Here is a 24,112-nt window from a genome sequence, read left to right on the forward strand (position 1 = left end):
CAAGTTTCTATCATATTTTACCGAAAGTTTAGATCATTTTTCAAGCCAGAATAGTTTCAATTTTAGCGAGTACATCCGATGAAAGCTGGATACCAGATGCCTTCGCATTTTCCTCTACCTGCTCTGGACGGCTTGCACCTACGAGCGCACTCGCAACATTAGGCTGTCTCAAAATCCAAGCTAAGGCTAGTTGCGCTACAGTAATTTCCAGCTCCTTAGCAATAACATTGAGCTGTCCGACTTTAGCGATTTTCTCTTCTGTGATCCCGTTTCTCATACCTTCCAGTTTAGCGGCACGGCTATCTGCTGGAATTTCGGAGATCGATGTGTACTTCCCGCTGAGAAGACCCTGAGCCAGTGGCGAGAAAACGACTTGGCCGATGCCTTTCTGTTCGCCAAGCGGAATCACCTCTTTTTCGATATAGCGGTTGAACATGTTATAGACCGGTTGACTGACGACGATGCGATCAAGCAAATATTTATCAGCTACTGCCAGTGCTTCCGCCATTTGTGCAGCGGTCCATTCGCTGACTCCAGCATACAAAATTTTGCCTTGTCTAACCATATCATCAATCGTGCGAAGCGTTTCCTCTACAGGTGTTTCAGGATCGAAGCGGTGGCAATAATAAATATCAACATAGTCCGTATTCAGACGCTTAAGACTGGCATGTAACTGTTCGAAAACATGTTTACGGGATAATCCCCGGTCATTGGGACCCGTCCCCATAGGCCAAAAAACTTTCGTTGCAAGTACATAAGAATCGCGGGAGTATCCGCCGAGCGCCTCTCCAACCACTTTCTCAGCCTCTCCGCGTTCATACACGTTAGCCGTATCGAAAAAGTTAATTCCGAGTTCATAGGCATTGTGAATTGAATCTACAGCATTTTTCTTTTCAACGTAACCGCCATATGTAAGCCAACTGCCTAAGCTAATCTCACTAACCTTTAGTCCCGATCTGCCTAATTTCCGGTATTTCATGTGAGCCATTCCCTCCATTATGAACTGCGAACTTGTCTACCTAATGATAAAACACTAAGGATTCTTTTAAAAGTACTGAAATTTTATTTACATACTTTACGAGAGTATAGTAAGTTAACTCTTTGAATAATGATTGTGTTACACTAAATATGACTAACAAGGCTAGATGAACGATTCAGACCAAGGAGACAACTTACCAAATGAAGAAATGGTTCACCATCTGCATGTATCTCGTGCTCATTATTACTGTCTATGTATTCAAGGATGAAATTTTGCATTGGATGCAGCATGGGGACGCTCCCCTTCTGCTTATTTTTCTAGCTGCGCTCGGATTTATTATCGTGCCGGTCATTCCCTATAAAATAGTTATCGGCATGCTCGGGTTTATGTACGGTCCCTTGATGGGTGCTTTGATTAGTTGGACTGCTGCTTCAATCGCGTCTGTCATTGTTTTTTGGCTTGCTCGCTACTTATTTCAAAAACAGGGCCGTGCTTACTTGTCCAAATATGAAAAGTTGGAAAAACTCCAAGCTGCGATTGAAAAAAATCCGTTCCTGACTATTTTATTAGCTCGACTAATCCCGGTTATCCCTCAGGCTGTCGTTAATGTCATTCCTGCCATTACTTCTGTTCCTGTCGTTACATTCGCCGTTGCTTCTGCATTGGGCAAAATTCCTGCTATGCTTCTTTTTGCGTTCATTGGCAGCAATCTGTTTGCTGGCACCAGCAAGCTCGTTTTGTCCGTTGGCGTGTATATCCTTTTTTTGGCCTCCGTCTATATCGTTTACCGCGTCTGGCTTAAGAAACGATGGGTTTAATATAACTTTGTCTCCATTAAAAATCTCCTTTATTCTTCGTTATTTCTGTACTCCAAAATATCACCCGGCTGACAACCCAATGTCTTACATATCGCTTCTAACGTTGAAAAACGAACAGCTTTTGCTTTCCCGTTTTTCAAAATGGAGAGATTCGCCATCGTAATTCCGACCCTCTCGGCAAGCTCCGTGACACTCATTTTCCGTTTTGCTAACATCACATCAATATTGATGATAATCGCCATGTACATCACCTCAGATCGTTAAATCATTTTCTGATTTTATTTGGATTGCTTCCTGTAAAAGTCTTTGGAGAACAGCGGCAAAAACGGCGATCACGATAGAAGCGAAAATAATGACCCATCCTGTAACGGTGATAAATGGAGGGTCAACTCTCCTCGCCATAAGATAGTAAAGCGGCATACCTAGCAGGTACAAGCCACTGATTGTAATGGCGCAGTATTTTATTTTCTTTAAACCCATTACGGATAATTCCGAGAATGCTTGGTTCTTATCAATGTTGCTTAAAAGTTTAAATGCTTGATACAAAGCAATGTAGAAAGGTACCGCTGCCGCGTACATATCGATTAATACGAGAGATTTCATATAAGTGATTTCTGGATATAACCCACCAGCGAAATCCCCGAACTTTGGCACTAAAAATATGCACAAAGCAAGAATTGGAATTCCAATAACAATAACGGCCATCTTCAAAAAAAGTGTTGTTCCCCGTTTCATATAGAGCACCTCGCTAATTTATTAATAAAATGACTTTACCATATAATTTATTGTTTATCAATAAATTAATATCGTTTATTGTTACATTATTATTGTTAATTTAATCAAAAAAACTGCACCTCCATTGTTAGTTGTATCTAACAAATGGAGTGCAGTTCGGTATTAGCTACGTTTCTTTGTTCTTTTATTAAGCTAAAGGAGCATCCTCTGCAACCAGATGTTCCTTCCTCATCTCTTCCCAGAACTCAGTAGGTATTTTTTCGTTAAGCGCCGCTTTATCTTCAACAATTCTATCCGGTTTACTAGCACCAGGAATAGCAGCCGCTACTGCTGGATTGGCTAAAGAAAACTGAAGGGCAGCTGCTTTAATGCTGATTCCATATCGATTTGTAAGGCTTTTAATTTTTTCGACCTTAGCGATAATCTCAGGAGATGCTTTTTGATACTCAAAATGATTTCCTCCAGCCAAAATACCTGAGCTGTATGGCCCACCCACGACTACTTCCATTCCCTCTTTCAAAGCATTAGGCATCAAACGTTGCAGAGCTTTTTCATGGTCAAGTAATGTGTATCGGCCTGCCAGCAAACTAATGTCTGGTTTAGCCTCACCTAATTCGAGGGTAATTTCGATCGGTTCGACACGATTAACACCAAGCCCCCAACCTTTAATGACCCCTTCCTCTTTTAATTTTGTCAAAGCTTTAAATGCACCTTTTCTAGCCGTCTCAAAATGGATAAGCCATTCATCGCCATAGAAGTCCTGTGCAATATCGTGAATGTAAACAATATCAAGTCGATCTGTATTTAATCTTTTTAAGCTTTGTTCAATGGAACGCAAAGTCCCATCCGCGGAATAGTCCACGATCATTTTATTTTTGTTCCCGAATTCAAACAGGCCACCTTTTTCACCAAGATCTCGAGTAATAGGATCTTCAAGTTCGTCAGATATGACCCGGCCAATCTTTGTGCTTAGAACATATTCGTCTCTATGATGATTTGCCAGCATTCTACCTAGACGAGTTTCAGCCAATCCTGCACCATAGAATGGAGCTGTGTCAAAATAGCGAATACCTTGTTCCCATGCAGTATTTAATGTTGCCATAACTTCTTCTTCCGGAATATTACGGAACATATTTCCTAAAGGAGCAGTACCAAATCCTAATTTATCTTTAAATAACTTACCCATCCTAATAATTCCTCCCGATATATGTGAATTTCTGTAATCTAAAATTATTGTTTGTTGCCTGAGTGCTATTATAAAAGCATATAATTTTTTTGATAAGTACGCACTTTGGAGTGCTATAGATACTTATAAGTGCCCATCTTTCTCTTCTTTGATTTGATGCAGCAGATTCAATCCCCACTGTTAAACATCGTTTACTTTTATTTTCCCTAGTTTTCAACCTATGTATTCAAAGGCAAAGCCACTTGCAAGGATAGCAAGATAAGTGCAGAAAAAAAAGACTTCAAAGAAGTCTCTGTATAGAAATCCACTGTCTTGCGGTGGTTATGACTCTGTATTTTCACCGCCATTTACATGCAACACTTGCCCTGTGACGTAGGAAGAATCGTCTGAAGCTAAGTATACGTAAGCTGGAGCCAATTCAAACGGTTGGCCGGCACGTTTCATTGGCGTTTCAAGGCCGAAAGATTTAACCCTCTCACTGGAAAAACCAGACACGATTAGCGGCGTCCAAATTGGTCCTGGAGCAACAGCATTAACCCGAATTCCTTTACTAACTAACTGCAAGGCTAGCGAACGTGTAAAAGAAACAACGGCTCCCTTTGTAGCGGAATATTCAACCATTGTTGGTTCACCATGATAGGCTGTAACAGACGCCGTGCTAACGATCGCACTTCCAGGTCTCAAATACGGAAGTGCAGCCTTTGCCATATAAAAATGAGGGAAAATATTGGTGCGGAAAATATCCTCCATTTTTTCATCTGAAATATCTGTAATCGAATTGGATTCAAACATCGCACCCTGATTAAGAATCAAAATATCAAGCTTTCCATAGTACTGAATCGTTTGATGCACGACATGACTTGAATAAGCCGGGTTCCGAAGATCCCCTTGTATACACAAACACCGGCGTCCATAGCGCTCAACCATCATGGATGTCGTGTTGGCATCTTGTTCTTCATTCAGATAGACAATTGCGACGTCTGCCCCTTCTTTTGCAAAAGCAATAGCAACAGCACGCCCTATTCCACTATCGCCACCTGTAATTATTGCAACTTTGCCTGCTAATTTACCACTGCCTATATATGCCGGATTATCGGAAATAGGAATCGGGTTCATGATCGCCTCAATGCCAGGTTGAACATCTTGATGTTGAGGCGGAAATACCACGGGAACAATGTCACATTTCATTTCGTGGCCATAATAAGGGAAAACTGGAATCAACAAAAAAACCTCCCAAGTTAAATAGGCTAACACATCCTATTCGATAAAAAGTTCCTATGTGAATAAACAACTATTGGCAAGGAAATTATATACAACTAGGAACTTACAAGGGGGATATCGTCGTGCATATCGAAGCGGATATTATCGCACAGCAAATTGCGCGTGATTTGGGGAATCCACCGGATCTTACTTGCTTGCAATTGACGATGCAGGACAATTCGACAGTCCATTGCGTGTACATTGCCTCCATCACAATGGCTAATCAAGTCGATGAACTGATCCTCAAACCACTTATTTCTGCGAATCAACAAGGCAATCATGTAACAAACCTTGCATGGTTAATGAGTTCTATTCCAATTGGGCAAAGGCAAGAGCTGGACGATTTCAGTCAAGCGATCCATCAACTGCTTGATGGACATTGCCTGCTCATCCCTTCTGCTGATAGCAAGTACCTGAGCTTTGACGTCTCGAAGTCCTCCTACAGAAGCATTGAAGAACCGAGCTCGGAGGTCGCTATTCGCGGGCCGAGGGAAGGATTCGTCGAAGATATTTCTCAGAATGTGCCCTTGATTCGCAAAAGGCTAAAAAGCAAAAACTTGATTTTCGAAAAGATTGTACTCGGCTCCCAGACACAAACTACGATTTACATATCCTATTTACGGGATGTAGCTTCTCCACAGGTTGTCGATGAATTTCGTCGTCGCATCTCTTCCATACGAACCGACGGAATCATCGAGAGTGCTTACATAGAGGAATGGATTCAGGATAAAACACTCTCTCCCTTCCCACAGCTAATAACAACAGAGCGTCCGGATTCTGTCGTAGCGAAGCTGCTTGAAGGACAGGTTGCCGTACTGACGGATGGTACACCCATGGTGCTGCTAGGGCCGGTCACGTTTTTTCAGTTCTTCACTTCCCCCGAGGACCATTACCAACGAGCGGATATTGCAACACTCATCCGATGGCTTCGTATGTTTACATTCCTGCTTGCCATCTTCATACCTGCCTTATACGTATCCATTGTCAGTTATCATCAAGAACTTTTGCCAACGTCCCTGCTTATTAATTTATCGGCTCAGCGCGAACAAGTTCCCTTCCCTGCTTTCGTAGAAGCGACAATTATGATGGTAACGTTTGAAATTTTACGTGAAGCAGGCTTACGGATGCCGCGCATCGCCGGTCAAGCGATTTCCATTGTAGGAGCGCTTGTTCTAGGGCAAGCAGCTGTGGAGGCTGGACTCATTTCGGCCGCTATGGTGATCGTCGTTTCTCTGACGGCTATATCCAATTTCATTTCACCGAGTTATAGCTTCGGTATTGCTCAACGTATTGTCCAATTTGCCTTTCTTGGACTATCCAGCGTGTTAGGTTTATACGGGTTACTCATAGGCGTATATATCATGCTAGTCCACTTGGCTTCCTTACGTTCTTTCGGAGTCCATTATTTGTCGCCTGTAGCACCACTGTACCTATCGGCTTGGAAAGATATGATCATTCGAGTCCCGAGATTCCTTATGAATCGACTCCCCCGTTGGTCTCATGACAAGTAGCAGAAAGGAGTAAGTAATGAGGGTCTTCATAGTTTTACTCCTTCTCTTTATCTGTGCAGGCTGCTGGGACAAAAGGGAAATTAATCAATTAGCCATTGTGAATATAGCTGGCGCGGATAAAGACCCCAAGACTGGTGAACTCACAGCTTACTATCAAGTCATAAACCCTACAGGTATTGCGTCTAAGCAAGGAGGCACTTCGAGTGCGCCAGTCTACACTTTTAAAATCAATGAAATGAACTTCGGCCGTCTTGCAGGACGTACGAGCATGATCATGCCTAGACAATTTTTCACTCCGCATATCCAGTGCTATATTGTCTCCGAAAGCTTTGCCAAACAAGGCATATTAGAGTTTATTAATTTCATTGAGCGAGATCCAGATCGTCGAACAAACGTTGATTTTGTTGTCACTGACTCCCCTCTCGCAGATATTATGTACAGCTATACGGCTCTGGAAAGGGTCCCCGGTAAATATATTCGCTCCGTTATGGACATGCATGCGCGGACATTTCATAAACATTTATTTCCTAGTCGGCTAAGAGACGTGGCTAGGGCAGTATCCTTGAGCCAACCGATCATCATTCCGATTCTCCACTACTCCGGGGTGCAGTCGTCCTCCAAAACAGATCGATTGGAAAGTATTCAAGCCAGTAAAAACTCTCTGACATTCACAGACGGGGCTGTATTTCAGCACGCTAAAATGGTAGGCCGTGTAGAAGAGGATACGAAAAGACTGAATTATCTTTTAAACGGCCAACTCAAAGTTACTTCAAACACGCTTGAAGTGAATGGCTCCTCTGTTGTAGTTGAAGCACAGGATATCCAAGTACATAGGAAATATGAACTTGCTGAGTCGCCTCCACGTCTCGTTATGAACATCAAAGCCGTGCTTAGGGTCGTAGAAAACAATCAAACTGTTCCCATGAATTTGGAAAATCTAACTGAGATAGAAGCTGCCTATAATAAAGAATTGAAGGAAAAAATAGACCGGTTTATTACGTTAACTCACGAAAAATCCTGGGATCTTCTAGGAATTCAAGATGAAGGCATCGGCGAGGAAAATTGGAAAAACTTCGAAATTGATGTGTTGATTCAATCTACCGTAGAAGGAATCGGCAACACGAGCACTACTTATCAGTAACATGGGAGGAACAGCGATTGGAAAATGCACGTTTAAGCGGCTGGCAGATGTTTACAGTGACCTATAGCTTAGTAATCGGAACGACTTATATCCTCCTTCCTGGCAAATTAATGGTGGATGCCAAGCAATATGCTTGGTTAATTGTCGTATGGTCAACCTTATACGGGTTGCTATTAGCTGGCGTATGGTTATATTTAGCCAAACATTATCCTGGAAAGGGAATAATCGAAATAGCCAATGAAGTTTTAGGTAAATGGGCCGGCGGAGTTGTTTCCATCTTGTATATCCTTTTCTTTATACAAATGGCTTCTTGGGTGACCCGCAATCTTGGCGATTTTATGCATAGCACCCTCATGCCCCGAACTCCAATTCCCATGTTCGTTATTTTAACTCTGTTTGCCTGCGCATATGCCGTCGTCAAAGGGATAGAAACGATAGCCATCGTTTGCGAACTGATAACTCCCTACATGGTATTAGCATTTTGGTTGCCTTTCTCTTTCATGCTTCGGGAATGGGATTGGACATATTTCAAAGTGCCCTTTGATTTTCAATTTATGCCGATGATGATCAAAACGAACTATGTATTTGCCTTTCCTTATATGGAAACGGTGGCTTTGATGATGTTGTTCCCTTTTGTAGGTCAAAGGCTTAAAACTTCCTACTTATTGGGAATCGGAATAGGCGGATGCATTCTGACATTATGTATGTTTTTCACAATCGGTATCCTTGGCACTAGCCGCGGTTCTGCGCTCGTTTATCCCATCTTCACGATATTTCGCGAGATGCAATTTTCGCGATTTATTGAACATCTGGAAGCTGTTATTTCCATCAATATTTTGCTTCTAGTTTGTCTAAAATTAAGCATTTTGTTTTATTGCGCCGTGTTGGGAATCTGCCAACTTTTTAAGGTTGAAAAGCGTGCTGCTGTCGCTTATCCGTTAGTCTGGTTTATGTCAGGCTATTCCCTGTTATTTGCCAATATCTTAGAAAATATCGTTTGGATACAAAAATATTTATTTCCCTATTACATGCTATTTGCCATCATCATACCGCTGCTCCTGATTTTCCTCACATGGATACGGAATAAACCCAAACTGCTAAGAACTCAGTCTCCAGCATGATCGCATTACCATGATACTTCAACAAAGGCTGCCGAACATGAATGTCGGCAGCCTTGGCTAGGTTTAGTTAAATGCCTATTAGTTGTTCCCGTCTAGGACCTACTGAAACATACTTTATTGGCACATTGATGGCAGATTCAATGAATGCGACGTATTGTTGAGCAGCGATAGGCAGCTCGTCGAAAGAGCGCGCTTTTGAGATATCGCATTTCCAACCCTTTTGCTGCTGCAAGATTGGTTTGGCCTTATCGAGCTTGGCGCTTACTGGAAAATCCGCAGTTATCGTCCCATCCTGTAGTTCATATCCAACGCAAACGGGAATCGTATCCAAATATCCAAGCACATCAAGATTTGTCAACGCAACTTCTGTTGCCCCTTGTATCATACAGCCGTAACGAGTGGCTACTACATCGAACCAACCAACACGGCGAGGTCGACCCGTCGTTGCACCAAACTCTCCCGCATCCCCTCCTAAACGTCGCAGTTCGTCCGCTTCTATTCCATCCAACTCGGATACAAAAGGCCCAGTTCCCACACAGCTTGAATAAGATTTGACCACGGCCATGACCTTCTCAATAGCATAAGGAGGTAAGCCGGCACCAACAGGAGCAAATCCCGCAAGCGTTGAAGATGACGTGGAATAAGGATAAATGCCATGATCTGGATCACGAAGTGCTCCGAGTTGGCCTTCTAATAATATTGACTCACCGTTCACATAGGCGTTGTGGAGCATGGTAGTGGTATCGCAAACAAATGGACGGAGTTTCTCGCCTTGCTCTAATAATTCCGCTAGCAAACTCTCTGGTTGAATCGGTTCCCGCCCATACAAATTCTCAAGCAGGACATTTTTGGCCTCTAGTGATTGTTCTAATCGTAATAGCAGCCTCTGTTTGTCGTACAAATCCGATACTTGAATGCCAAGCTTTGCATATTTATCCATGTAAAAAGGCGCAATTCCCCGTTTGGTCGATCCAAAGCTGCGAGCACCTAACCGCTCTTCTTCCAGCTCATCTAATAAACGATGTATGGGAAGGACGATTTGCGCACGATCCGACACGCATAACCGCGGCTCAGGAACCCCTCTTTCAAGCAACTCTTCTCGCTCTTTAGTGAATGCATCCACATCTAACGCAACTCCAGGACCAATCACATTCATCACATTTGGATAAAAAACGCCCGAAGGAAGCATATGTAAAGCAAATTTTCCGTAATTGTTAATAATCGTATGCCCCGCGTTGCTTCCGCCTTGATAACGCACAACATAAGACGATTTTGCAGAAAGGACATCCGTCATTTTACCCTTTCCTTCATCTCCCCAATTTGCTCCTACGATTGCCGTAACCGTCAAATTTCTCGCCTCCGTCACTTGTATTGGTCTACTTCAATGATTATAATTGGCGGTAATAACATTAGTAAAATTGATATAAATAATACTCATCATAAACTGAGGTAATGGCTATGGAATTCAATATGGAATGGTATCGAGTTTTCTATTGGACGGCTAAATTCGGCAGTTTGACGAAAGCCGCAGAAAGGCTTCACATCACGCAACCAGCGGTTAGTCACACACTTAAGCAACTAGAAGCGAGCCTTGGTGGATTGCTTTTTTTTCGAACTACCAAAGGTGTAACGTTAACAACAGAAGGTGAAGTACTCTTCAAATTCGTAGAACAAGCGATCCATTTTATTGAAATTGGCGAGAAAAAAATGGCTGAAATGCAAGAACTTATGTACGGTGAAATTAACATAGGGGCAAGCGACACACTCTGCAAGCATTATCTGCTAAGGCATTTGGAACAATTCCACAAAGAGTTCCCTGACATCAAGATTCGCGTGACCAATCGAACAACACCAGAAACAATCACACTTCTAAAAGAGGGGAAAATTGACTTTGGCATCGTGAACTTACCTACGAGTGATCCGAACATCAACTTCCGTATAAGCTCACCCCAACAGGACTGTCTTGTCGGAAATCACGATTATGCAGCGCTAGCGGAAAAGCCATTCCCTCTGGAGGAGCTTCATCAATACCCTTTGTTGCTCCTTGAACCGGGAGGCAGTACACGGAATTTTCTTGACGAGTTTGCCATATCGCACGGTGTACGTCTGAAGCCGGAATTTGAATTAGGCAGCCTCGATCTACTTGTTCAGTTTGCACAAAGCGGTTTTGGACTTTCTTTTATTGTGCGCAATTATGTAACGGAGGAATTATCTTCAGGCAAACTTGTTGAAATACCTCTCACCCCTCCCGTTCCGGAGCGCCACGTTGGAATTGCTACACTTAAGGGCGTACCGCTTTCAGCAGCTTCAAAACGTCTTCTTGAATTTTTACCGTAAGTTAAACTGATGTCTTAATAAACAAAGCAGGTCGCTATTGCGCCTGCTTTGTTCTACGTTAACGCTATCTTTGTCGATCACTCTTCCATTACTTGCGCTGAAGCAGCAGGCGCCAGCTGTCGGAACGACTCAAAGATCTGGTGTTATTGGCCATATTTACAGCGCTAATAAGCAAGAAGATCGTCACTTCCGATCCACTTGTATTGTTAACCAGTACTTTATTAGGGTTTAAGTCGCCAGCCCCGCCTCTTGCGATAAACACACCTGGAGAGGGTTCAGCCTCAATTTTGATAGCAAAGGCTTCATTATTAAACAAAAAATTCAGGTTTTTCAAAATGAGCTTTTGGCGATTTTTCACTCGAATCACGATCTGCTGGAGGAGTACCGTTTTCCGCGCTCCCACTGCAATTGGAGCTTTTCCACCTACGATTCCGTTCAGTTGTATCAATATTTTCACCCCCAAGGAACTTGTACTTTAACATATTCAATAAGTTCTCTTAGGGGAGGGCTTTTGGATAGATGTATAAAAAAAGTTAAATGGAATAAAATAACACAATCATTTTCGTTTCAACCAAGGAAGGGATCTCCATTTTGAATAATGTTTATGAAGCCTTAAAAGATGCACTAAGATCGGATGATTTTAATCAATCAACCATCACGAAAAATAAAACTACACTTCATATGTCATTTCTTAAATCTGTCATTAATCATGAACAATTGCATCATGATGTGCTCGATTATATACAGTGCAGTACAAGTGACTTTCATGATTTAGATGATATTAAACGTCTCATTCCAATCGAAGGCATTCAGTTCTCCTCCAATTTAGCTGAGATTTCACTCAGTTTGACCAAAGGTTCACTTTTCATTCAAATAGGATCCAATCTTAACGAGGGAATCCTTATTAACATTGCAGATACGAACAAGGGTTACCGTAAAAACAATTTATCTGAAGACGAATACAGTGTAATCGGTCCGAAAGTTGCCTTTGTTGAAGATATCGATACCAATTTAAATTTATTACGAAAAGAAATCATTTCCGAGAACCTTATTTTTGAAGAACTGACCAAAGGATCTCTCTCCAAATCTAGAGTTGTAATCGCTTATATTGATGGAATCACGAATCCCCAGCATGTAAATACGCTTAGGCAAAGACTCATGGAAGTAGATGTAGATGTAGTCTTCGACACTTCTATCCTTGACCAGATTATATCCGACAATAGCAATACGCCGTTTCCGTTATTTACATCAACTGAACGAGTAGATCGGATGAAGTTTAACCTTCTGAACGGACAAGTGGGTGTATTAAGCAGCGGTTCTCCTTTTGGGATATCAGGTCCTGCGACCGTTTTTGAATTTTTCTTCTCACCTGAAGATTATTATTTGCCTTGGGTATTGGGGACATTTTTCCGTATTATTCGTTTTATCGGTGTTATTTTCACCATTTTTGCTACACCTTTTTATGTTTCAATTATTACTTTTCATTACTCTATCGTCCCTAAGAACATGTTAGGTCCAATTATTGAATCCAGATCCAATGTACCTTTCCCGCCTTTTTTGGAAGTTCTCATTATGGAAATAACGGTTGAACTTTTGCGTGAAGCTGGAGCAAGGCTGCCGACAAAAGTCGGCCAAACCCTTGGAATTGTTGGCGGTGTAGTATTAGGTCAAGCGGCGGTACAAGCCGGATTAACAAGCAATATCTTAATCATTATTGTGGCTCTTTCCGCAGTAGCTACGTTCACAACACCCATTTTTAAAATGGCCAACACCATTCGTTTTTTGAGATTTCCGATGATCATCCTGGCCGGTGCATTTGGTGGTTTGGGCGTCATGGTGGGTTCGGTTTTCCTACTGGCTCATTTACTGCGTCTGAAATCTTTAGGAAATCCTTATTTGGCTCCTTTATATCCTTTTCGTTACAAAGATTTTAAAGATGGTTTTGTGCGTTCAGCATTAAGTCTGACTTGGAGTCGACCAAGCTTTCTACGTCCCCTATTCTTAAGACGCTACCAGGTTCAAAAGCATAAAGACATCGAGAATGACTACAATAATGAATAAAATTTGTTGTAAAGGAAATAAGCATCTATGAAAATGTTCATTCCTGCTATTATGTGTTGTTTCCTTCTTTCTGGATGCGCAGAAGAACAAATCATCGATCGAATTAAAATGATAGAAAGTATTGGCTACGATTCAAATGGCGACACCTTTAAGAGCAGTTCTGCCTACGCCGATTACGAAAAAAATACGCGGTTGCGATTGTTTACGTCAGAGTCACAAACATTCAGCGGCGTTTGGATTTCCTTAACAGCACAATCCGATGACCAAGTTGTACTCGGTCAAATGCGGACGATCGTGATTAGCGACAAGTTAGCAAGAAACGGGATTCAAGAACTATTTAAGGGTCTTCTTCGTGATCAATTTATTAGCAATAACGCCAATGTATTAATCTCCATAGGAGATGCAAATGAGCTTTTGACCAAAAACTTACAAAATCCCCCTTTCTTTTTAGCTGACATGGTTAAACAGAATATGGACAAAGGAAGTACTCCTTTTACAAATACGCACCTTATGCTGGATCAATATTACGGGGAAGGACAAGACTTGTTCTTACCCGTAGTCAATATAGACAAAGATGACATGATTCATATGGATGGTGTCGGTGTCTTCGAGAAAGATAAATTACGTCTTCTCTTAACCAAGAAGGAAGCTTTTTTTCTCAAACTTCTTAAAGATAAACCGAGAACGATGATGGGCTATTATGAATTTCTGAATGATCAAAATGAAAAACTTCATTTTAAAGTCATTCGTGGTAACTGTAACTTCTCTCTTCCTGCACAAGATAAAGTCATCGTTTCTTTAAAGCTGCGTACAGAACTACGAGATATACCTATCACCATTAACGCTGTTGATAAAAGTGACTTTCTCGATCTAAAAAAGCAAATTGAACAACATATTTCTGAAGAAATCAACGAGCTTTTGAAAAAGTTCCAAAAAAACACTGTGGACCCTATAGGTATTGGTGAGCTTTTTAGAAGTAAAGGGGGAACTTGGAACGAACAAGCGTTCAATACAAACTCATATGCAAACTTAAAGTTTGAAGTAAATACGGAGATCTTGATTACACAAACGGGAGTGGGTATTGGTGCAGAGCAGCATTAAGGAAAATTACATCATTTCCGGGTTTTTCGTATTTTTTTTAGTTCATGCTACTACGGTTGGTGTTTCAACTATTTGTTCTCAGATATTCGTATATAAAACAGCTGGTCATGATGCTTGGATTTCAATTCTGTTCATGGGAGTATACCTGCATTTCATTGTCTGGATGATGTATAAAATGCTGAATAACCCTGCAAAAGATGTTATAGAGTTGCATCAAATGATTTTCGGGAAAATACTTGGAAGTGCTATATCCCTTCTCATGATCGGATATTTTTTCATGTCAGCTTTATCTGCCGTAAGAGCTTATATCGATGTTCTACAAGTGTGGATATTTCCAACGGTTAGCACATGGGAATTATGTTTAATTTTCTTATGTATCATCTATTACATTGTATCCGGAGGTTTTAGAGTTTTAACCGGAATAGCTTTTTTTGCGGTGTTGGCCTCATCACTGCTATTTATTCTCACTTATATTCCTATGAAATATGGAAACCTACACTACTTATTCCCCATCTGGAATCATTCCACTTCCGACCTGCTTAAATCAACATTAGCTGCTTCCAATTTGTATATGGGGTTCGAATCTCTATTCATTTTCTTTCCGTTTATTAGATCTACTGATAAACATGCAAAATGGGCCCATTTTGGTGTGCTTTTCACGTCTTTACAGTACGCCTTTATCTCCATTTCTACCTTGATGTATTTTAGTCAGGGCCTATTAGAACAGACGCTCTATCCGATATTAGTGGTAACAAAAATTATACAATTTCCTTTTGCTGAAAGAATTGAATTTCTCTTTATTCTTGGTTGGTTTATCGTTTCGCTGCCGTCTTTGTGTTTGTCTTTCTGGAGTTGTACGCGCATTCTAAAAAGAATCCTGAATGTCAAACCGGGCATCTCTTTGCCTTTGATACTTTTACCGTTCTTTTTTGCTCTACTTCAATTCAGTGATCGAATCAAAATTGATGCATTAAGTAAATTCGTTGCAAAGCTTGGAGCCTGTTTTCTATTTGGCTACATCCCTGTGATATTTATACTCTTTTTTATCAGGTCAAAAATATTGCGTTTCTTTCAATCGACTCGGTAATCTCATCGTTTTAGTCCTACATACTTACCATACATCCTAAAGACACAGTATCCAAGAAGCCCCCCAGAGGTATTCAGGATGATATCATCCACATCATAATTCCCAATGGAAAAATAGACCTGTAAAAGTTCCAAGAGTAAGCTCACTCCCAGTGATCGGATAATTACTCCAATAAGCTTTATCGATTTGCATTTAGATAATAATAATAGGAAAATGCCATACGGCATGAATGCCAAGATATTTCCAATCAAATTGATGACTTCATGACTTGTCGGACTTAGTACGGTATCGGAAATTGTTTTGAGCGGAATAAAATTACCAAACTGCATGCGGCTCATACTATACTCAGGGTTTTCCACATTTTTCTGCAATCGATACCAAAGAAAGTCTATATCTATCGAGCCATATTTAAATAAAATGACTCTAAATAATGTAAGCATGTATACGGCAAACAGAACTGGCACTACAAGGCGTTTTATTCGTTTCGTGCGATTCATTGTTTTCGTCCCCGTTTCTTCATATCTCTTCTGATAAGGATAAGGAAAATACTTTAACAATTAGTAGGGTATTTATAAAATTTTTCTTAAATTTTGTACGTTTGGATCAAAAAACCTATCTTAATTCAATGAAAAAGAGCAGCTGTCGGCGCGGCAAACTGCTCTTTTATTTTTTAACACAGCTATTCCACGTAATGACTAATTGTTTCTGGTGTAACACCTTTAAGATAAACATCCTCTACAACATCTTTTTCCTCGAACATCTTATAAATTCAAAATATATGTTCTTAACGCAGGTAACACAATCCCAATATGGCCCAATATAGGCATTGGATACATAGCAGATAAACCTGTTGTAAATAACAGACTTCCTTCCCCTTTTTCCACCATATCCGGTACAACCTGTTCCACGACACGAATTGCTCCGCCAAGATAACCATCTACAAGTCCCACAACATCCTTAACGGTAGTTTGTAATGCCTTTTTAGGTATAGGAAAAACAATCGGGCTGAATTCAACGACATCTTAACAGTGTGCGGAAACCATTGGAGCCGAATTTCTTTGCAATCGCTAATCCTAGTCACGGTCCAGCACCAACAATGACTATATTCTTCATTAGGTATTTCCCTCCATAACTTGGTATAGAAATCATCATTTATTGTAAATACAACAGGTGTTGTATGTTTGAATTATATTTATACAAAAGAATGTTCAACCAACAGTGACTAAAGATTGCTGTGTATTCAACAAAATAATGAAAATGTATTTACTCGTAACACGTAAATTAACCTTGTATTTCCCCTAACGAAGTGATATTCTATAAACGACCAATCATCCTACGTTTAAGGACCGGACGTTATGTTGAATAAAACTAACCGCCTGTCACTTGCCGAGCAGGCATCCATGCAAATTGAACAATTAATTGAAAGTGGCGTGTGGCAGGTTGGGATGAAGATTCCTACTGAGCCTGAGCTCATGGAAGAGCTGCAGGTCAGTCGCAATACGTTGAGAGAAGCTATGCGCGCATTAACTCATGCAGGATTATTAAAGACAAGGCAAGGTGATGGAACTTACGTATCCTCATCCAGTGCTCTTGGCCCTGTTTTAAAGAAACGGATTCAAAGGAGTGATATATTGCAAACGTTAGAGGTTCGCCATGCGCTAGAGCGTGAAGCGGCGATTTTAGCTGCAACGCGGCGAACAGAACAAGATTTGGAGGAAATTCAGCAGCACATAGAGTCTTGCAAGCTTGCCGTACATAGCCGCGACCACGCAGCTTATGCCCTAGCAGACATTGCATTCCACCGCTCGATCATCGCGGCTTCCCATAACCCCTTACTTATGGAACTTTATAACCATATGACCGAAGGCGTTCGCGAAACTATTTCGGATGTTATGGAATTAAGCTCTCACAGTTATTATTTGCAAAATCATGAAATGCTTCTTCTCGCTATCCAACAAAATGATAGTTCACAAGCTGCGGAAACCGTACGAATCTACATCGAACATTCCAAAGAACATTTTCAGCAACAGAGAGGTTAAAACAAAATGAAACACTTACAAGCATCAACTCATATCAAGAACTCTACAAACTTGACACTTGGATGGTTAATTGTCCTTGGCATTATTCTGGTCGCTGCCAATCAGCGGGCGCCAATTACTTCGGTTGGCCCTCTAATCAGCTATATTCGGGAATCAACGGGAATTTCAAATACGGTTGCAGGTATGCTGACGACGGTCCCTTTACTCGCATTTGCATTCATGTCGCCATTCGCTCCCAAACTCGCAAGGCGTTATGGCATGGAGCGTGTCGTTTTTAGTGCATTGGTCGTTCTGTTCCTCGGAACGGTATGCCGCTCACTTCACGGTGCCGGAACCTTATTTGCAGGAACAATCTTGATTGGACTTGCCATTTCCGTCTGCAATGTACTTATACCTAGTCTCGTAAAAAGGGATTTCTCACATCAAGTTGGGTTAATGACAGGCGTTTACTCGGTTTCTATGAATCTGTGCGGAGCACTGGCATCCGGAATCAGCATTCCCCTCGCGCGTGATGCGGGCTTCGGCTGGCAAGGTGCTTTAATTTGTTGGTGCATGCTGACGATCCTGGCCATGATTAGCTGGTTCCCCCGCCTGCGCAACACCAAACCAGCGACTGCTGAAGTTTCTACTGTTGCCAATGATAAAAAGTCGAGCTTGTGGCATTCTAAACTTGCATGGCAAGTAACAGCATTCATGGGTTTGCAATCGATCATTTTTTACATGTTAGCTGCTTGGCTTCCGGAAATATTGGTCAGCCGAGGGATGTCGGAAAGTGCAGGCGGTTGGATGCTCTCACTTCTTCAATTTTCCATGTTGCCGTTCACGCTCCTTGTACCAATCATCGCAGGCCGCATGCGCAACCAGAGACCACTGGTCCTATTAACGGCTGTTCTTTATCTGCTTGGTATAGGTGGCTTATTCATGAACACCAATGCACTAGTACCTCTGTGTGCGGTCATTATTGGCATTGCCGGTGCATTTTCATTTACCTTAGCTATGATTTTCTTCAGTCTACGAACTCGCACCGTTCAAGAAGCAGCGGAATTGTCCGGTATGGCTCAGACCGTTGGTTATATCATGGCCGCCATTGGCCCAATGCTGTTCGGTTTGCTGCATGACATGACCGGGACTTGGGATCTACCATTAACGTTACTAATTGCCGCAAGCTTTTTAATATTTGTATATGGTATGGGGGCAGCCCGTAACCGCTTTGTAAATTCGCAGGAGTCTGAACAGGTACAAGTTTAAACAAAACAAAATGGCAGCCGATTAAACGATCAGCTGCCATTTCCATATTCATGAGCTTTTTCCTAAGCCATTGTCAAAATACAGGAGATTTCTCAAGATACCTTTACTTCGCTCCGAAAATATGACCTATGCAAATGGTCCTTGCGAATTTCTTGTGCGAATGGCTTCTTCCGTTCGTGGGACAAGAAAATCTACAGTCATCTCCGCGGTGGCTTGCACTTCCTCGATAAAAGGACGGAAACTCTTATTGTATTCCTCGAACGCAAGTTCATAATTTCCATGACACTTTTGAAAAGCTTCGGCCAAAGCGCCCGCCCCATCTATTGCCAGTGATCCACCCATGCCAGCAGCCGGAGAAGCGCAGAAACCAGCATCACCGACTAGCGCTATCCTGCCTTTTGTCCATGATGGCATTTTCATTTGGCACAGCTTGTCAAAGTAAAAAGTATTTGAATTCTTCACTTCTTCCAGCAATTCAGGCGTTCGCCAGCCTAGTCCAGAAAACTGATCTAAAATGATATTCCGCTGCTGTTCTTCGTTTCTGTAGTCGTAAGGGATTTCTTTATCTGAAGAAAAGCAGAGAACAATATCGGTTTTATTGTTGTAGGCGTTCAGCATAATCGCCTTACCTGGCTCGTTGTACATCTGAGTCGTATTCTCTCGGATCAACAAACTATTCACGATTGTAATTGAGAAGTAAGTTTTAAGGAAATGCGAAAATTCAGCCTCTTCGCCGAAGCACAATTTTCTAACGATCGAATGAATACCATCGCAGCCGAATATTAGGTCAAACGAACGGTTTTGGCCCGATTTGAAAGCAACGTAGACCCCATCACTTTCTTCTTTCAACGACACAATACTATCGCTGAAAATAAACTCGACATCCTCTTTTACAGCCTCGAACATGATATTCAGCAAAACATCTCGCTCAATTTCATATTCATCTTCTGCATGCTCCTCACGTAACTCCTTTCTTTCAGTGACATCATCTGAATTTTTAAATTCCATTAATTCCATGTTTATATTGTTCAACTTGATTTGATCGAGCAGCCCCATACGTTTTACAATGTCGACGGTCTTTTTGCCGATATTTACTGGCGTGCCACCTTTTTTAAGACCTTTAGAAATCTCAACAACGGTGACCTTGTAACCCATTTTATTCATCCAATAGGCTGTGGAGAGGCCTGCGAAACTAGCTCCACTAACTAAGATCGTTTTTTCCATGTTAGTTCCTCCTGTAATCCTCAATATGATTAATGACTTTTGTATAGAATAAAATAGCTTTATAAACTGAATATATACAACTATTCCAGAGCCACACGTTGATAGTCAGGAGGAACAAAAGGCAACCAATCCGCATGAACTGGCTGCCTTTTCATGTATATTATTTAACTCATGTTACCTCTCTCTAATTTTACAATTATTGGATTATGAAATTTTATATAATATTGCTAGTTATTAGCCTCCATTTCTGCCATAATAATTTGGTTTCCTGAATAAGCATCAAAGTCTACAATCATTTTATTTCCTAATGGATAAATCGCTTCAACCACCCATACTGTATGTTTTTCTTTTTGGTTATTGATATCATATTCTTTTTTTTCAACCAACGTCGCACTCCATTTAGCTTTATCAGCGCTATCTAAATCCAACTTTTTCCCTAAATCTAACGCCTGTTCTTTGCTCATCATTTTCGTATTTGACATAACATAAAATTGATTCGAATTAACAATCTTAATAATTGTATTAGCCAAATCAGTCATTAATTTATCATCCTCATTACTTGTGCAATCTGACCAGTTATATTCACGAACCGCATTATTGATTTTAACTTTTAAATAGAAGTCTGGCTTTTCCGTGCATGTTGCAAATTTCTTTTCACTTAAGAAATTTGATAATACCATTTTTTTATAGATTTTTTGCCGTTCTTCATTACTCAGCTGAAAATCATTCACTGATATGATCTGCCCGCTTTTTAGGTTTTTCACAAATTTCATATCTATTGTATTAATCTCATTTGCTTGATTGTCTCCATATTTAAGTTGGAATTGGAAAAGATCTTGCTTTGATACATCATATGAAAGGTATAAAACATCGATGTTTTTCACATCACTCGAACAACCAATTAAAGTATATTTCATTTCTGTATTCGTTTCCGTTTTTTCAAAGTTTTCACAGGAATATGTTGTTACTTTGCCTGCTCCAAATTTATCTTGAGTAGTATCATATTGAAGCTCGAATTTACCATCGCTGTACTTGATGTTCTGATAAATAGGATCGCCTTCAATCGTATAATGAGAAATACGAATAGAGACGTTTTCTTTTTCATTAACTTTTTTTACAAAGTCGTCCATTTTGAAAAGGTTAGAAACACTTCCGTGAATATCAATCACATCAGCATTATTTTTTAATGTTCCTTTTGACTGGTCAAAGCCATTAATATTTGAACAACTTGACAATATGCACATAGCAAAGGCAAATATGATTAACTTTTTGATCAATTTAATACCTCCCATAAACGAATACATTATTGGCGAGTCAAACTTACATTTTGTTCCAGATATTTAGAAGGGAAAATGGCTTTTTCTGCTCACAAGCATAAAAAAGCAACCAATCGTCATGATCGGATGCCGCGGTGTCTTTAAACTATCTGTTTTTTAGGAAATTGAGCCACATCAAGACAACTATTGCTTAGATAATGTACTGGGAAGCAGCTCACTCAAATTTTTCAAACCTGCCATCCCAAGATTCAAATCAAAATCAGCTACTAAATTTTCCATAACATGTCGAACTCCAGTTTCGCCTCCGATAGTCAGACCATAGAGATATGGCCGTCCGATAAATACCATTTTTGCCCCTAAGGCCAGTGCTTTGAAGATATCCGCCCCGCACCGGGTGCCGCTGTCGAACATAACAGGAACGCGTGCTCCAACAACGTCCACAATGGAAGGTAATACCTCTAATGCTGCGATGGCTCCGTCCAAATGTCGTCCACCATGGTTGGATACGATAATTCCGTCTGCACCGTAATTTATTAACATTTTTGCGTCTTCCGAATGGAGAACCCCTTTAACTATAATTGGAAGTTTCGTAATAGAGCGTAGATAACCGAAATCCTCAACGGATATATGGGGTTTACATGTCAAATAACGCATTGTTTGAGGTGTTAGTGAAATGCCAAACTTTTGCTTTACGACAGGGTCTGAGATAAAGTTCCCAACCCCATATTGGAACATAAATGGAGAAACGCATAACGATAAATTCTCGGCTCTCCACCCTTCTTCCGGCCGGTCAAGAGTTGGAACAATGGCGGTAAAACCAGCTCTTTCCGCGCGATGTACTAAACTTTTTAATACGTCACGATCTTCCCCGAAAAACAAGTGCAACCAACTGCCTGGATGAGCGACGGCTACTTGTTCCATGGAATACGTAGAAACCATGCTTTGAATAAAAGGAATACCCAAAATCGCGGCCGCCCTTGCAGATGCCACTTCCCCCAGCTGGTGAAACATCGCTTGCCTTCCGATAGGAGCAAAACCAACAGGGAACGGAAAAGTCTTCCCAAAAAGTTTTACCGAAAGATCTCGATCGGCTACGTCCCTTAATATTCTTGGAACAATTCGCCAACGTTGGAACGATTCTTGGTTTGCCCAAATAGTTGTCCCCTCGCCAGCACCGCTTGCCGCATATGAAAAAGACCGCGGATCAAGAAGCCTGCGCGCTTCCTGTTCCCATTGCTCAAAAGTAATAAGCATTCGCCGTGTTTGATTACATTCTCGAATGCGTGCCGATTGAATGTAGGTTCCAAAATTCATGCAACCCCCTCCTCCTTCCTACTATATGATGTATCGACAGCGGGTATCCGATTTGCTTCCTACAAAAGGGATAAGCCGCAGAACGTTACCCTTCGAAGGTTTCTCTTGTCATGAAGTTTACATTCAGTTATACATTATGTCCGATGCCTCTTTGTATTCCAAAATAAGGATTTCAGCAGTATTCCTAAACAGAATCCGGAAATTGGCGCTACGACCAAGATTCCAATGAAATTGCCACTTGAAACAAATATTAGCTTGCATATAGTAACGAAGACCGAGCTCATTGCGGCAAAACTCCAATAGTAGAACTTTTGTTTGTTCGTAATTATTGGAAGCATTTTTTTATCAGATGCTGCCTTAGACAGCGCTAATCCTATGACGCCAGCTACCATCGATATCCCTATCAACGATAGAGTATGCTGCAATATTTTAAAAAGCGGCAGGTTCCACACAACAATAGTCTGTAAAATGATAAGATGCCGAACCATATAACCGCTCTAATGCGTGAATGCATCAAGCGTTATGTGTGAGAGAAAGCCGATGATGACAGATAAGACATAAACAAACCAGTCGCTAAACGTTCGCAGACGCCATGAGGATAAAAGGTCGTACCCTCTTCGGTTGATGTTTAAGATAGATGGCAAGTGCAGAACAAGCGATTCCTTAACATAAAAGTGAAAAAGATATGCAAACAATAAACATAACGGGATCCCCTGAAGGAATAATCCCGCGAACGAATGACCAATCACCTGATGCGGTTCCAAAGCGAGAAAATATTCAAAATCAGGGGCCATACTCCCCAAAACAAGACCAGTTGTACTAAGCCATCGAGGACTAATCAATTTTATCGGAAAAGCATAGGTCGGGTGCGCGAAGGTAAAGGGCATCGTTTGCCTACTCCTTTTCAATTAATGACGAAGTCTAGACGTTGGAGACTTGCCTCAATAATTTACCAGTACACCTTATCAGGGCAAAAAGCTAATAATTCTAAAATAAATGATAAGAACAGCAGCTAACCAGACTAATAGCTCCCCCCACCAACTCTTTGTCCGATAAGATACCACAACTTCCGAATCCCGATCCCATGTTGTCATACCCAAATCATATTTCAATTGCTGGTAACCTCTCAAATGAAAAATTAGTGAGACAATCGGTAAGCCCGCCCCTTGCCCTCGCCACCATACAAGCACACTTCGTTGAAAGGCCTTTCTTAATTTGGGTTTCTGACCCTCCGAATCCCGAATGCTGATGCCAAGGATCCATTTTCCGGGGGTGGTTCCCCACAATTTTAAAAGGCAAGCTTCAAATGGGATGGCTAGAATAAGAGTCGCAATTCCCAGAAAAAATCCATCAATACGAGTATTGAAGGAAATCGTCGATAAAATGCTCATAAGAATACCCATTAGGAATCCTAGGATTAACATGTCTAGTCCTCGTGCCCAATAGCGGGACCAGGGACGTGCAATGCTATTTGCTAATTTTTCGAAATGCAGCTCTTTGAATGATTCCGCAGCATTCCATTCTTGTCCAATTCGCTTAACACTTGTAACGAGCTTCAATTCGCCTTTTTGAATCAAGTTATTCATTTCTTTCGTCGTGAAAGGGCCATTTTCTTGAACACCCTGCTTATAAAACCATTTCTCATCGTCCTGTACTATTTAGACCCCCATTTT

23 protein-coding genes and 1 pseudogene are annotated in these 24,112 nt (G+C 41.1%); 10 read left to right on the forward strand and 14 right to left on the reverse strand.

The features are described 5' to 3' along the window. Window positions 1-40: 40 nt before the first annotated feature. Window positions 41-979: an aldo/keto reductase family protein gene (locus tag GON05_RS17735; RefSeq protein ID WP_157320451.1), complete on the reverse strand. Its 939-nt coding sequence runs from the start codon at window positions 977-979 to the stop codon at window positions 41-43. 200 nt (window positions 980-1,179) lie between these two features. On the opposite strand from GON05_RS17735, the gene GON05_RS17740 reads away from it, so the two are divergent. Beyond that, on the forward strand, window positions 1,180-1,797 hold the full coding sequence (locus GON05_RS17740) for a TVP38/TMEM64 family protein (protein WP_157320453.1): 618 nt from the start codon (window positions 1,180-1,182) through the stop codon (window positions 1,795-1,797). A gap of 29 nt (window positions 1,798-1,826) precedes the next feature. Here the strand turns inward: GON05_RS17740 and GON05_RS17745 are convergent, their stop codons facing one another. The 4 genes from GON05_RS17745 to GON05_RS17760 all read right to left on the reverse strand — a co-directional run bounded on the left by GON05_RS17745 (window position 1,827) and on the right by GON05_RS17760 (window position 4,939). Next, window positions 1,827-2,039, reverse strand: coding sequence for a helix-turn-helix domain-containing protein (locus tag GON05_RS17745; RefSeq protein WP_157320455.1), 213 nt, complete (start codon window positions 2,037-2,039; stop codon window positions 1,827-1,829). Between the two features lie 10 nt (window positions 2,040-2,049). Then, complete coding sequence (locus GON05_RS17750; protein ID WP_157320457.1) at window positions 2,050-2,532, reverse strand: DUF2975 domain-containing protein; 483 nt, start codon at window positions 2,530-2,532, stop codon at window positions 2,050-2,052. A 187-nt stretch (window positions 2,533-2,719) separates the two neighbouring features. After that, on the reverse strand, window positions 2,720-3,718 hold the full coding sequence (locus GON05_RS17755) for an aldo/keto reductase (RefSeq protein WP_157320459.1): 999 nt from the start codon (window positions 3,716-3,718) through the stop codon (window positions 2,720-2,722). Between the two features lie 321 nt (window positions 3,719-4,039). Beyond that, a complete protein-coding gene (locus GON05_RS17760) occupies window positions 4,040-4,939 on the reverse strand; it encodes an SDR family oxidoreductase (RefSeq protein WP_157320461.1) in 900 nt (299 codons plus the stop codon). Between the two features lie 122 nt (window positions 4,940-5,061). Here GON05_RS17760 and GON05_RS17765 point away from each other — a divergent pair, with 122 nt between their 5' ends. The 3 genes from GON05_RS17765 to GON05_RS17775 are packed head-to-tail and all read left to right on the forward strand — an operon-like array spanning window position 5,062 to window position 8,751. Next, entirely contained in the window at window positions 5,062-6,489 is a 1,428-nt protein-coding gene (locus GON05_RS17765; protein WP_309491748.1) for a spore germination protein, read from the forward strand. Between the two features lie 16 nt (window positions 6,490-6,505). Further along, complete coding sequence (locus GON05_RS17770; protein WP_157320463.1) at window positions 6,506-7,630, forward strand: Ger(x)C family spore germination protein; 1,125 nt, start codon at window positions 6,506-6,508, stop codon at window positions 7,628-7,630. A gap of 17 nt (window positions 7,631-7,647) precedes the next feature. After that, entirely contained in the window at window positions 7,648-8,751 is a 1,104-nt protein-coding gene (locus tag GON05_RS17775; protein WP_157320464.1) for a GerAB/ArcD/ProY family transporter, read from the forward strand. A gap of 67 nt (window positions 8,752-8,818) precedes the next feature. On the opposite strand, the gene GON05_RS17780 is transcribed toward GON05_RS17775, so the two are convergent. Beyond that, entirely contained in the window at window positions 8,819-10,099 is a 1,281-nt protein-coding gene (locus GON05_RS17780; protein WP_157320466.1) for an adenylosuccinate synthase, read from the reverse strand. 110 nt (window positions 10,100-10,209) lie between these two features. Here GON05_RS17780 and GON05_RS17785 point away from each other — a divergent pair, with 110 nt between their 5' ends. After that, entirely contained in the window at window positions 10,210-11,088 is an 879-nt protein-coding gene (locus tag GON05_RS17785; protein ID WP_157320468.1) for a LysR family transcriptional regulator, read from the forward strand. A gap of 88 nt (window positions 11,089-11,176) precedes the next feature. On the opposite strand, the gene GON05_RS17790 is transcribed toward GON05_RS17785, so the two are convergent. Continuing rightward, the gene (locus GON05_RS17790) at window positions 11,177-11,536 is read right to left on the reverse strand and encodes a hypothetical protein (RefSeq protein WP_157320470.1); all 360 of its coding nucleotides are present in this window, start codon (window positions 11,534-11,536) and stop codon (window positions 11,177-11,179) included. Window positions 11,537-11,676: 140 nt separating this feature from the next. On the opposite strand from GON05_RS17790, the gene GON05_RS17795 reads away from it, so the two are divergent. From GON05_RS17795 to GON05_RS17805, 3 genes are read left to right on the forward strand one after another with little or no spacing between them, the layout of a single operon-like run. Next, window positions 11,677-13,149, forward strand: coding sequence for a spore germination protein (locus GON05_RS17795; RefSeq protein WP_181646194.1), 1,473 nt, complete (start codon window positions 11,677-11,679; stop codon window positions 13,147-13,149). A 27-nt stretch (window positions 13,150-13,176) separates the two neighbouring features. Beyond that, on the forward strand, window positions 13,177-14,250 hold the full coding sequence (locus tag GON05_RS17800; protein ID WP_157320474.1) for a Ger(x)C family spore germination protein: 1,074 nt from the start codon (window positions 13,177-13,179) through the stop codon (window positions 14,248-14,250). Beyond that, window positions 14,234-15,337 carry a GerAB/ArcD/ProY family transporter gene (locus GON05_RS17805; RefSeq protein ID WP_157320476.1) on the forward strand — a complete coding sequence of 368 codons (1,104 nt, stop codon included), beginning with the start codon at window positions 14,234-14,236 and terminating at the stop codon, window positions 15,335-15,337. The genes GON05_RS17800 and GON05_RS17805 overlap by 17 nt, the downstream gene beginning before the upstream one ends. A 2-nt stretch (window positions 15,338-15,339) precedes the next feature. Here the strand turns inward: GON05_RS17805 and GON05_RS17810 are convergent, their stop codons facing one another. Continuing rightward, the gene (locus GON05_RS17810) at window positions 15,340-15,834 is read right to left on the reverse strand and encodes a VanZ family protein (RefSeq protein ID WP_157320479.1); all 495 of its coding nucleotides are present in this window, start codon (window positions 15,832-15,834) and stop codon (window positions 15,340-15,342) included. Window positions 15,835-16,098: 264 nt separating this feature from the next. After that, on the reverse strand, window positions 16,099-16,287 hold the full coding sequence (locus GON05_RS17815; RefSeq protein WP_157320481.1) for a hypothetical protein: 189 nt from the start codon (window positions 16,285-16,287) through the stop codon (window positions 16,099-16,101). A gap of 405 nt (window positions 16,288-16,692) precedes the next feature. On the opposite strand from GON05_RS17815, the gene GON05_RS17820 reads away from it, so the two are divergent. Together GON05_RS17820 and GON05_RS17825 are read left to right on the forward strand one after the other, a co-directional pair. Then, the gene (locus GON05_RS17820; RefSeq protein ID WP_157320483.1) at window positions 16,693-17,376 is read left to right on the forward strand and encodes a FadR/GntR family transcriptional regulator; all 684 of its coding nucleotides are present in this window, start codon (window positions 16,693-16,695) and stop codon (window positions 17,374-17,376) included. A 6-nt stretch (window positions 17,377-17,382) separates the two neighbouring features. Then, window positions 17,383-18,624: a CynX/NimT family MFS transporter gene (locus GON05_RS17825; protein ID WP_157320485.1), complete on the forward strand. Its 1,242-nt coding sequence runs from the start codon at window positions 17,383-17,385 to the stop codon at window positions 18,622-18,624. A 126-nt stretch (window positions 18,625-18,750) separates the two neighbouring features. Here the strand turns inward: GON05_RS17825 and GON05_RS17830 are convergent, their stop codons facing one another. The 5 genes and pseudogenes from GON05_RS17830 to GON05_RS17855 all read right to left on the reverse strand — a co-directional run bounded on the left by GON05_RS17830 (window position 18,751) and on the right by GON05_RS17855 (window position 24,097). Continuing rightward, window positions 18,751-19,848: an FAD-dependent monooxygenase gene (locus tag GON05_RS17830; protein ID WP_157320487.1), complete on the reverse strand. Its 1,098-nt coding sequence runs from the start codon at window positions 19,846-19,848 to the stop codon at window positions 18,751-18,753. A gap of 227 nt (window positions 19,849-20,075) precedes the next feature. Then, a complete protein-coding gene (locus tag GON05_RS17835) occupies window positions 20,076-21,125 on the reverse strand; it encodes a DUF4362 domain-containing protein (RefSeq protein ID WP_157320489.1) in 1,050 nt (349 codons plus the stop codon). 183 nt (window positions 21,126-21,308) lie between these two features. After that, window positions 21,309-22,439, reverse strand: coding sequence for an alpha-hydroxy-acid oxidizing protein (locus GON05_RS17840; protein ID WP_157320491.1), 1,131 nt, complete (start codon window positions 22,437-22,439; stop codon window positions 21,309-21,311). A 134-nt stretch (window positions 22,440-22,573) separates the two neighbouring features. Further along, window positions 22,574-23,326 (reverse strand): annotated as a pseudogene (locus tag GON05_RS40110) (DUF4184 family protein). Between the two features lie 78 nt (window positions 23,327-23,404). Further along, window positions 23,405-24,097, reverse strand: a complete 693-nt coding sequence (locus GON05_RS17855) for an RDD family protein (protein ID WP_309491771.1) — start codon at window positions 24,095-24,097, stop codon at window positions 23,405-23,407. Between the last annotated feature and the right edge of the window lie 15 nt (window positions 24,098-24,112).

Source organism: Paenibacillus anseongensis (genome assembly GCF_009757995.1).
Lineage (GTDB): Bacteria > Bacillota > Bacilli > Paenibacillales > NBRC-103111 > Paenibacillus_E > Paenibacillus_E chondroitinus.

What these genes read in the sequence shown, in the direction of transcription:
- GON05_RS17735 (WP_157320451.1), bottom strand. Translation starts at nt 979, where the DNA reads ATGAAATACCGGAAATTAGGCAGATCGGGACTAAAGGTTAGTGAGATT.
- GON05_RS17740 (WP_157320453.1), top strand. Translation starts at nt 1,180, where the DNA reads ATGAAGAAATGGTTCACCATCTGCATGTATCTCGTGCTCATTATTACT.
- GON05_RS17745 (WP_157320455.1), bottom strand. Translation starts at nt 2,039, where the DNA reads ATGGCGATTATCATCAATATTGATGTGATGTTAGCAAAACGGAAAATG.
- GON05_RS17750 (WP_157320457.1), bottom strand. Translation starts at nt 2,532, where the DNA reads ATGAAACGGGGAACAACACTTTTTTTGAAGATGGCCGTTATTGTTATT.
- GON05_RS17755 (WP_157320459.1), bottom strand. Translation starts at nt 3,718, where the DNA reads ATGGGTAAGTTATTTAAAGATAAATTAGGATTTGGTACTGCTCCTTTA.
- GON05_RS17770 (WP_157320463.1), top strand. Translation starts at nt 6,506, where the DNA reads ATGAGGGTCTTCATAGTTTTACTCCTTCTCTTTATCTGTGCAGGCTGC.
- GON05_RS17785 (WP_157320468.1), top strand. Translation starts at nt 10,210, where the DNA reads ATGGAATTCAATATGGAATGGTATCGAGTTTTCTATTGGACGGCTAAA.
- GON05_RS17800 (WP_157320474.1), top strand. Translation starts at nt 13,177, where the DNA reads ATGAAAATGTTCATTCCTGCTATTATGTGTTGTTTCCTTCTTTCTGGA.
- GON05_RS17810 (WP_157320479.1), bottom strand. Translation starts at nt 15,834, where the DNA reads ATGAATCGCACGAAACGAATAAAACGCCTTGTAGTGCCAGTTCTGTTT.
- GON05_RS17820 (WP_157320483.1), top strand. Translation starts at nt 16,693, where the DNA reads ATGTTGAATAAAACTAACCGCCTGTCACTTGCCGAGCAGGCATCCATG.
- GON05_RS17825 (WP_157320485.1), top strand. Translation starts at nt 17,383, where the DNA reads ATGAAACACTTACAAGCATCAACTCATATCAAGAACTCTACAAACTTG.
- GON05_RS17830 (WP_157320487.1), bottom strand. Translation starts at nt 19,848, where the DNA reads ATGGAAAAAACGATCTTAGTTAGTGGAGCTAGTTTCGCAGGCCTCTCC.
- GON05_RS17840 (WP_157320491.1), bottom strand. Translation starts at nt 22,439, where the DNA reads ATGAATTTTGGAACCTACATTCAATCGGCACGCATTCGAGAATGTAAT.